The sequence below is a fragment of the Actinosynnema sp. NPDC053489 genome (assembly GCF_044544865.1).
Lineage (GTDB): Bacteria > Actinomycetota > Actinomycetes > Mycobacteriales > Pseudonocardiaceae > Actinosynnema.
Window position 1 is genome coordinate 152602 of record NZ_JBITXT010000014.1, and the last position, 9118, is coordinate 161719.

At 72.6% G+C, this 9118-nt stretch carries 7 protein-coding genes; 3 read left to right on the plus strand and 4 right to left on the minus strand.

Annotation, left to right across the window (positions count from 1 at the left end):
• Window positions 1–17 precede the first annotated feature (17 nt).
• On the minus strand, window positions 18–347 hold the full coding sequence (locus ACIGNX_RS28180; RefSeq protein WP_396543821.1) for a hypothetical protein: 330 nt from the start codon (window positions 345–347) through the stop codon (window positions 18–20).
• A gap of 159 nt (window positions 348–506) precedes the next feature.
• Window positions 507–3575 (minus strand): discoidin domain-containing protein, encoded by a 3069-nt coding sequence (locus ACIGNX_RS28185; RefSeq protein ID WP_396543822.1) that lies wholly within the window; start codon window positions 3573–3575, stop codon window positions 507–509.
• A 190-nt stretch (window positions 3576–3765) separates the two neighbouring features.
• On the opposite strand from ACIGNX_RS28185, the gene ACIGNX_RS28190 reads away from it, so the two are divergent.
• From ACIGNX_RS28190 to ACIGNX_RS28200, 3 genes are read left to right on the plus strand one after another with little or no spacing between them, the layout of a single operon-like run.
• Window positions 3766–4179 (plus strand): hypothetical protein, encoded by a 414-nt coding sequence (locus ACIGNX_RS28190; RefSeq protein ID WP_396543824.1) that lies wholly within the window; start codon window positions 3766–3768, stop codon window positions 4177–4179.
• A gap of 58 nt (window positions 4180–4237) precedes the next feature.
• Window positions 4238–5917 carry an FAD-dependent oxidoreductase gene (locus ACIGNX_RS28195; RefSeq protein ID WP_396543825.1) on the plus strand — a complete coding sequence of 560 codons (1680 nt, stop codon included), beginning with the start codon at window positions 4238–4240 and terminating at the stop codon, window positions 5915–5917.
• On the plus strand, window positions 5917–7374 hold the full coding sequence (locus ACIGNX_RS28200) for an ATP-binding protein (RefSeq protein ID WP_396543826.1): 1458 nt from the start codon (window positions 5917–5919) through the stop codon (window positions 7372–7374). Before ACIGNX_RS28195 ends, ACIGNX_RS28200 begins: the two co-directional genes overlap by 1 nt.
• On the opposite strand, the gene ACIGNX_RS28205 is transcribed toward ACIGNX_RS28200, so the two are convergent.
• On the minus strand, window positions 7333–8610 hold the full coding sequence (locus ACIGNX_RS28205; protein ID WP_396543828.1) for a putative glycoside hydrolase family 15 protein: 1278 nt from the start codon (window positions 8608–8610) through the stop codon (window positions 7333–7335). The genes ACIGNX_RS28200 and ACIGNX_RS28205 overlap by 42 nt on opposite strands.
• 234 nt (window positions 8611–8844) lie before the next feature.
• Window positions 8845–9009, minus strand: a complete 165-nt coding sequence (locus tag ACIGNX_RS28210) for a hypothetical protein (protein WP_396543830.1) — start codon at window positions 9007–9009, stop codon at window positions 8845–8847.
• Window positions 9010–9118: the final 109 nt, after the last annotated feature.

Sequence of the window (9118 nt, forward strand, 5' to 3'; positions counted from 1 at the left end):
TACATGCCGATTGCCGGTCACGAAGTGCTTTGTGGATGCGGTATCGGGGTCCCGTTGGGTGTCATACGAGCGGAGTATCGGTCACCCCGAAAAATCGGCCGAGCCGCCGTCCGTCCGGCGCATCCCGACCGGGCGTTCAGTCCAGCGCCGCGCCCGCGCGTGAGCAGGTAACCGGCCAGGGTCGCCGGCGGGAACATCACCGCCGGCGGGAACATCACCACGGCGTAGACGGCGGCGGGCACGGTCAACCGCTCGCTGCCGAGCACGCTCACCGCCACCGTGATCGCCAACGTGCTGTTGTGCACGCCGACCTCGAACGTCGATGTGATCGCCTGCCGCCTGCCCACCCCGGCCAGGCGGGGGAGGACCGGCAACCGGTGATCGGGAACGCCACCGTTCCGCGAGCGGGGCGGCCGAACACCCGGAACGGGACGGCACGTTCCGGGTGTTCAACTCACGGGCTCCGAACGTAGGACTCTCGAAGCCCGAACGTAGGACTCTCGCGGTTACCAGGTGGTTCGGCCCGCGCCGAACTGGTAGAGCGGGTTGCCGTAGGTCGGCGGGACGGTGACGCCCGCGTCGATCTTCGCCCGGATGTCCGCCCGCTGGGCCGCCGTCGCACCCAGGTCGTACGGGAGGTCCCACTGCTCGGTCGCGTCGGCCGGCACGTCGGTGCCGCCCAGTCGCAGCACGTCCGACAGGGAGCGCGGCAGCTGCCACGGCAGCCTGCCGGTCGGCGTGAAGTCGCCGAACAGCAGCGACGCCACCGCCGGGCCCATCTCCTCGCCGCCGCGGTAGGTCACCACGATCGCGCTCGCCAGGTCGTGCCACTCCGTGATCACGTACGGGCGGGGCAGCACCAGGGCGACCACGACCGGGATGCCCTGGCGCTGGAAGTCCTGGATCAGCGCGAGCTGGTCCGGCGGCAGGTACGGCTGCTCCTTCGGCCAGCTCGTGGCGTGCGTGTACGACGTCTCGCCCACCGCGACCACCGCCAGCTTCGGCGCCGGACCGGTGTCCTTGTAGACGTTCACCCCCGCCTGGGCGGCACGGGAGCGGATGGCCTGGTACATGGTCTGCGAGCCGTACTCCTGGTGGAAGTAGCTGGTCCAGATGCAGCACGCGGCCGTGTCGTCGGCCCGCGGACCCGCCACCACGATGTTGTCGCCGCGGTTGAGCCGCACCGGCAGCACGCCGTTGGCGTTCTTCAGCAACGTCAACGCCTCGCGCGACGCCTGGTTCGCCAGCGCCGCGTACTCGGGCTTGTGGAACCGGTACGGCCCGTTCACCGGGTCGCCGTACGGGTTCTCGAAGACGCCGAGCTTGAACTTCAGCCGCAGCACCCGCCGCACCGCGTCGTCGATCCGCGCCGCCGGCACCGCCGAGGTGAACTGGGCGATGGTGAACCCGGGCGCGCCCGGGTCGGCGCCGCCCATGACGTCGGACCCGGCGTTCGCCGCGCCGACCCACGAACCGGAGGGCAGCCAGTCGGTGGTGATCAGGCCGGTGTAGCCGAGGTTCTGCCGCAGGTAGGCGAGGATCTTCGCGCTGTCGCCCGCGCCCGGCCCGCCCGGGTCGAGCAGCGAGCTGCCCGCGTAGCCCGGCATGATGTTCACCGCGCCCGCCTCCATCGCGGCCCGGAACGGCGCCACGTGGTACTTGACGGTCACGTTGTCGTACACGATCAGCGCCTCGCCGCCCGCGCCCTCGCCCGGCCAGTGCTTCACCGTCGCGAGTACCGAGGCGGGGTTCAGCTCCGGTCCGCCCTGCAACCCGGCCACCAGCGCGCGCACCTGGGCCTGCGCGACCTCGGTGCTCTCGCCGTTGCCCTCCTGGATGCGCGGGTACAGCACCTTCGTGCCCACCTCGGCCAACGGCCCGAGGACACCGCGCGTGCCGACCTCCAGCTGCTCGCGCCGCTGCATGTCGCCGAGCTTGTAGTCCAACGGGTAGTTCCGCGCCGCGGCGAGCGCGCTCTGCAACGGGTACGTCGTCTTGTAACCGGCGATGGTGTCACCGGCCGACACGAACGGGATGCCGAGCCGCGTGCCGCTCGACGCGAGCAGCGCGGTGTGCAGGTCCTGCGCCTCCGCCGGCCCGAAGTGCCATCCCGAGCGCGGGAACTGCTGCGCGTTGTAGAACATCTGGAACGCCTTCTCCTCGATCGTCATCCGACCGAGCAGGTCGTTCACCCGCGTCTCCACGGGCTGCCGCCAGTCCTCGTACGGCTCGACCGAACCGTTCCTGTTCAGGTCGCGGCTGCCGTTCACCACGCGCACGCCGTCGTCGACGGTCGCCAACGTCGGCAGGTAGAGGCTGAACGTGCGGATGTTCGACGCGCTGGTGCCGCCCGAGCCGTCGACCGCCACCACGAACCACTTGTAGGTCCACCGGTCGGCGATGTCCCACGACGGCGCGTAGCTCGTGCCGGTGGGCTCGGCGACCTTGGTGTAGAGGTCGATCAGGTTGCCCGACGCGGTGAAGTCGTAGTCCGTGCGGCTGATGTTGAGCCACACCTGGTAGCGCACCGCCCCCGGCACGGCCGCCCACGAGAACGCGGGCCGCCGCGTGGTGGTGACCATCGCGTTGTCGGCGGGCGCGGACAGGGCGAACCGGCCCGTCGTCGCGGGCGCCTTGGTCGGCGGCGACAACAGGGGCGGGGTGGCCGCGGAGGTGTCGACCGTGCCGAAGACCTGGAACTCCCAGAGCGAGACGCCGTACCCGGTGGCGCGCGCGGTGGCGAACAGCCGCAGGTAACGACCCGTGCCGGTGACGGTGAGGCGTTCCGTGCCGCCAGCACCGGTGGTGGTCGCGTAGACCTGCGTCCAGTTCACCGCGTCGTGGGAGACCTCCAGCCGGTAGCCCTTGGCGTACGCGCCCTCCCAGTTCAGCACGACCTGGTTGACCGCGGCCACGCCGCCGAAGTCGACGCGCAGCCACTGGTCGTCGGCGAACTGGCTGGACCAGCGGGTGGTCGTGCGGCCGTCCAGCGCGGCGGCGGGAGCGTTGCCGCCCTCCCACGACGAGGCCGCGACCTGCTTGTACTCCGAGATCGGCGTGCCGGAGGGCGTGCCGCCGCCGGTGGTGCCGTAGACCTGGAACTCCCACAGCGAGTACCCGTAGCCCGTGGCGCGGGCCGTGCCGAGCAGCCGCACGTGCCGGCCGACGCCGGTCACCGGGATGCTCTGCGTCCCGCCGGTGGCGTTGGCGGCGGTGTGGACCGTGGTCCAGGTAGCGCCGTCGGCGGAGGTCTGGAGCTGGAACGCGGTCGCGTAGGCCGCCTCCCAGTTCAGCACCACGCGGTCCAGCGAGGCGGTGGCCCCGAGGTCGACGCTGAGCCACTGCGGGTCGGTGAACGCGCTGGCCCAGCGGGTGCCGGTGTTGCCGTCGGTGGCGGCGGACGCGGGGGTGCCCGCGTTCTCGGTGGACGAGGCCGTGGTCGGTTTGCCCTGGGAGAGCAGGACTCCGGCCGCTCCGGCCTCCCGTGCGGCGGTGAGCTGCCCGGCGAGCAGGGCGGCGAGGACGGCGAGCAGGGACAGGACCCGGCGACGGCGCCGGGCGGGCGCTTCGGGCATGGCGACTCCAGGCAGGGGTGATCCGCGGCCGGTGTGCCACCGGCCGCGGATCGTCGACGAACTCTTGGAGAGCGCTCTCCCACAGCGAACTTCACCCGCCGTGCCGCCGTCAAGGGACCGGCGGACCGGTTCTGCCGCGCCCGGCGGCCCGGTTCCGGTCGGGTCCGGGAGCGCCGCCTAGGATCGGTCGGTGACGATCACGATTCCCGGCCTGGGCGAACTCCTGCCGGTGGCGCACACCCCCGAGGGCGTGGCGTGCTGGAACTCGACCGCCGCAGGGCCGTCGGTGAGCGTCCTGGTCGAGGAGCCCGCCACCACCGCGGACCTCGACCTGCCGTTCATCGCCTCCGTCGTGCGCGACCGGGAGCGCCTGCTGGCCGCCGCCCGCGAGGCGGTGGCCGACTTCCTGCGCGACCGCCCCGGGTACGGCCCGGACGCGGTGTCCGACCCGGAGTTCACCTTCCACCCCGGCCGGGACTGGCTGGTCCGGTTCGCCGAGTGCACCGTGCCCGGCCTGACCGAGCTGGGCGTGGTGGTTGTGTTCCACGACGGGGACGTGGTCGCGGTGGACGACCTCGCCGACGTCGAACTGGACGACGACTGAGGCCCGCCCGCGCCGGTGGTCGCCGGGTCGCCCCGCGCGCCGCTGGTTGAATGTGGACATGACGTCAGCTCAGGTCGCGAGGCCCTCGATCCTCACCGTGGACGACGACCCGGGCGTGTCCCGCTCCGTGGCGCGTGACCTGCGCCGCAAGTACGGCGAGGGCTACCGGGTCGTGCGGGCGGAGTCCGGCGCGCAGGCGCTCGACGCGCTGCGGGAGATCAAGCTGCGCGGCGAGGAGGTCGCGCTGCTGCTGGCCGACTACCGGATGCCCGGCATGAGCGGCATCGAGTTCCTCGAAACCGCGATGGACCTGTTCCCGGCGGCACGGCGGGTGCTGCTGACCGCGTACGCCGACACCGACGCGGCGATCCGCGCGATCAACGTCGTGGACCTCGACCACTACCTGCTCAAGCCGTGGGACCCGCCGGAGGAGAAGCTCTACCCGGTGCTGGACGAGCTGCTGCGGGCGTGGGCGGCGTCCGACCGCGGCCCGGTGCGGCAGGTGCGGGTCGTCGGGCACCGGTGGTCCGCGCGGTCCTACGAGGTGCGCGACTTCCTCGCCCGCAACTCCGTCCCGTTCCGCTGGTACGCGCTGGACGACGGCGACACCGAGGCCGGTCGGCTGCTCAGCGCGTGCGGCGAGGACGGCGCGCGGCTGCCCGTCGTGATCACGGCGGAGGGGGAGACGCTGGTCGAGCCGTCGGACGCCGAGCTGGCCGCCCGGGTCGGCTTGACCACCCGGCCGTCCACCGACTTCTACGACCTGATCGTGGTGGGCGGCGGTCCCGCCGGGCTCGGCGCGGCGGTCTACGGCGGTTCCGAGGGGCTGCGCACGGTGCTGGTCGAGCGCCGCGCCACCGGCGGGCAGGCGGGCACCAGCAGCCGGATCGAGAACTACCTCGGCTTCCCCGACGGCGTGTCCGGCGAGCAGCTGACCGACCGCGCGCGCCGGCAGGCGCTGAAGTTCGACGTCGAGGTGCTGACGGCGTGCGACGTGGTCGGGCTGGAGGCGCGCGGCGCGGCCCGCGTGGTGCGGCTGGACGACGGCACGGAGCTGGCCGCCCACACCGTCATCCTCGCCACCGGCGTGTCCTACCGGATGCTCGACGCGCCGGGCCTGGGCGAGCTGACCGGTCGGGGCGTGTTCTACGGCGCGGCCACCACCGAGGGCCCCGGCTGCGCGGGCCAGGACGTCTACCTGGTCGGCGGCGCGAACTCGGCGGGGCAGGCGGCGCTGTACTTCGCCGCGCACGCCCGCCGCGTGGTGCTGGTGGTGCGCGGCGACTCGCCGGCCCGCTCCATGTCGCACTACCTGGTCGAGCAGCTCGGCCAGGTGGCCAACATCGAGGTCCTGACGTGCACGGAGGTCGTCGGCGGCACGGGTGACGAGCACCTGGAGACCGTGACGCTGCGGCACACCAAGACCGGCGACACGACGACCGTGCCGACGTCGTGGCTGTTCGCGTTCATCGGCGCGGCGCCGCACACCGACTGGCTCGCGGGCACCCTGGCCCGGGACGAGCGCGGGTTCGTGCTCGCCGGACCGGACCTGGTGACCGACGGCCGGCTGCCCGCGGGCTGGGACCTCGACCGGCCGCCCTACCACCTGGAGACGAGCCTGCCGGGCGTGTTCGTGGCGGGCGACGTGCGGGCCGACTCGGTCAAGCGGGTCGCCTCGGCGGTCGGCGACGGCGCGATGGCCGTGTCCCTGGTGCACCGCTACCTGGAGAGGTCGTGATGGAGAACCTGACGGCCGACGACCTGCGCGGGCTGTTCCTGTTCGAGCACCTGTCGGAGGAGCGGCTCGACTGGCTCGTGGCGCACGGCCAGGTGGAGCGGCACGGGGCCGGCGCCAGGGTGCTGCGCGAGGGCGAGCCCGCCACCTGCTTCTTCGTGCTGCTCGACGGCACGGTGGCGCTCAGCCGCGTCATCGGCGGCCGGCGCGTGGAGACCAACCGCACCGACCACCGCGGCTCGTACTTCGGCGCCACCCAGGCGTACCTGGGCTCGGACGTGGAAGCGCGGCGGTCCTACCAGATGACCGCCGACGCCATCACCGACCTGCGGCTGTACCAGCTGCCCGCGGACGACTTCGGCGCGATGTTCCGCTCCTGGTTCCCGATGGCGATGCACCTGCTGGAGGGCCTGTTCTTCGGCATGCGCAACACCGAGCGGATCGTCGGCCAGCGGGAACGGCTGCTCGCGCTCGGCTCCCTGTCCGCCGGGTTGACCCACGAGCTGAACAACCCGGCCGCCGCCGCCGTGCGGGCCACGGGGGCGCTGCGGGAGCGGGTCGCCGGCATGCGGCACAAGCTGGCGCTGCTGGCGAGCGGTTCGCTCGACCCGGCCACCCTGCCGGTGCTGGTCGAGCTGCAGGAGAACGCGGCCGAGCAGGTCGCCAAGGCGCCCAAGCTCGGCCCGATGGAGACCGCCGACCTGGAGGACGAGGTCGCCGACTGGCTCGACGCGCACGGCGTCGGGGGCGGCTGGGACCTGGCCCCGGTGCTGGTCGCGGGCGGGCTGGACGTCGGGTGGCTGGACCGGGCGGCGGCGCTGTGCCCCCGCACCGCCACCGAGGCGGCGGTGCGGTGGCTGGCCTACACGGTCGAGACCGAGACGCTGATGAACGAGATCGAGGACGCCACCACCAGGGTGTCGACGCTGGTCGGCGCGGCCAAGCAGTACTCGCAGGTCGACCGGGCGCCGTTCCAGGTGGTCGACGTGCACGAGCTGCTCGACTCGACGCTGGTCATGCTCGGCGGCAAGATCGGCGACGGGGTGCGCGTGGTCAAGGACTACGACCGGTCGCTGCCGCCGCTGCCCGCCTACCCCGCCGAGCTGAACCAGGTGTGGACGAACCTGGTGGACAACGCGGTGGCCGCCATGGACCGCCGCGGCACGCTGACCGTGCGCACCTCGCGCGACGGCGACGACCTGGTGGTGGAGGTCGGCGACACGGGCGCCGGCATCCCGGCCGAGGTGAAGGGGCGCATCTTCGAGCCGTTCTTCACCACGAAGGCCGTCGGCGAGGGCACCGGGCTCGGCCTGGACATCTCCTGGCGGATCGTGGTCGACCGCCACCGCGGCGACATCCGGGTGGAGTCCGAGCCCGGCGACACCCGCTTCCGGGTCCACCTGCCGCTGACGCCGCCGTCAGCAGGGCTTGCGCAGGACGGCGCCGGAGGTGCCGGGTAGCGAGACCCGGTCGACCGACGCGCCCCGCTCGTCGACGTGGCCGCCGTCCAGCGGCACCGTGACGGCCTTGTCGTCGGTGCGGTTGGCGTTGACCACGGCCGTGCCGCACGAGAAGTCGCGGACGAAGACGTTCGGGCCCACCGACCGGTACGGGCCGGACGGCGTGCCGAGGTCCCAGTCGTACTCGGCGGGCCACGGCGAGGGGTCGCCGTAGCCGTCGGTGCGGTTGAGGCTCGCGATCGCGGACCGGTCGCCCGCCGCCATGAGGTAGCTCGCCAGCGCGTACCGGTGGGCCCGGTCGCCGGTCGGGCCGTGGTGCGGCTGCACCAGGGTGATCTTGCCGCGGGCCTCGTTGGCGGCGATCTCGGCCACCTGCTTGCTCCACCCGTCGGCGTACTCCGGCAGCAGGTCGTCGTCGTCGAACGCCAGCCACCACTCGTCGAAGCCGCCGTCGAGGTACTCGGTGTAGGTCGTCCAGGCGTCGCCGTGCACCCGCGCGTTCGACAGGTTGGCGATCGTCGTCAGCCCGGCGGCGACGAACCGGTCCCGGGTGTTGGCCAACATCGACACGTAGGCGGCCTGCACCGCGGCGTCGGTCGGGTACTTCGCCGGGCACACGCCGGGGTGGTAGGCGTCGCACGGGAACAACGCGTTGTCCATCCACACGCCGTCGAACCCGGCGGCGGTGCTGCTCTTGATCACGTTGTCCGCCCACGCGTCCTGGTAGGCGGTGTTGCCGACGTCCATCTGCCAGTGCCCGGGGTAGCCGTCGTACTCGAGCCGCCTGCCGCTCTGGTCGAGCAGGAACCACTCGGGGTGGTCGCGCTCGGCCGCGCAGTACCCGACGCCGGCGGGCAGCTCCGCGTCGTCCACGCCGTCGCGGCAGGCGTACGAGCGGGTGGAGGACAGGTCTTTGTAGACGAACACGCGGACGGCGGGGTTGGCGGCCTTCAGCTTCGCCAGCAGGTCGCCCTGCCAGGCGTTCAGCACGACGTAGGAGCGGCGGCGGGCCTCGGTGGCCGCCATCTCGTCGCTCACGGGCGTGTCGTTGAGGTGCACCCAGAACGACCGCACCCGCCCACCTCCGCCCGTGTCCTCGCCGGTGCTCGCCGCACCCGGTGCCGCGGTCACCGCGACCGCCGCGGTGGCGGCGGCCACGATGGTCAGCAGTATGCGGCCCGCGCCGCGCCGCGCGGGCCGGTGCCGCCCGCGTTCATCCCGATGGGGGAGGGACATGCCGGACTCCCGGTTTTCCGGGCAGGCGGCACCCACTGGGGAACACGACGACGACGTCGCGGCACAACGGGGAGAAAGGGGCGCGCCCGCCCTCGTGTCGGTAAGCGCTCTTGATCCCTACCGTTCGGTAGGAAAATGCGCGACCGCAGTAAAACCGGCGCTCCGCGGGCAGGTCAAGTAACGCGCGCCACATTAGGCACGAAATCGACCGTCTTCATTGGTCGGGTAATCGCGCTACCGGGCGAGAAGATCATGGCGGGTCCGCTCGGCCGGTCGGTGATGTCGGCGGCGCACCTCGGCGGCGCAACCGATGATCACCAAACCCGCCAGCAGCGGCAGGACCATGCCCCCCTCGACCGCCAGCGCGCACGTGAGTGCGATCCACAGCAGCAGTCTCATGAGCAGAGGTTAGGGAGACCCCGGTCACACCCGCATCCCATTTAGGCAAGGCTTGAGGTAATGCGGCCGACGACCGCCGCCGGTCACGAGCCGGCGACGAACCGGCCGG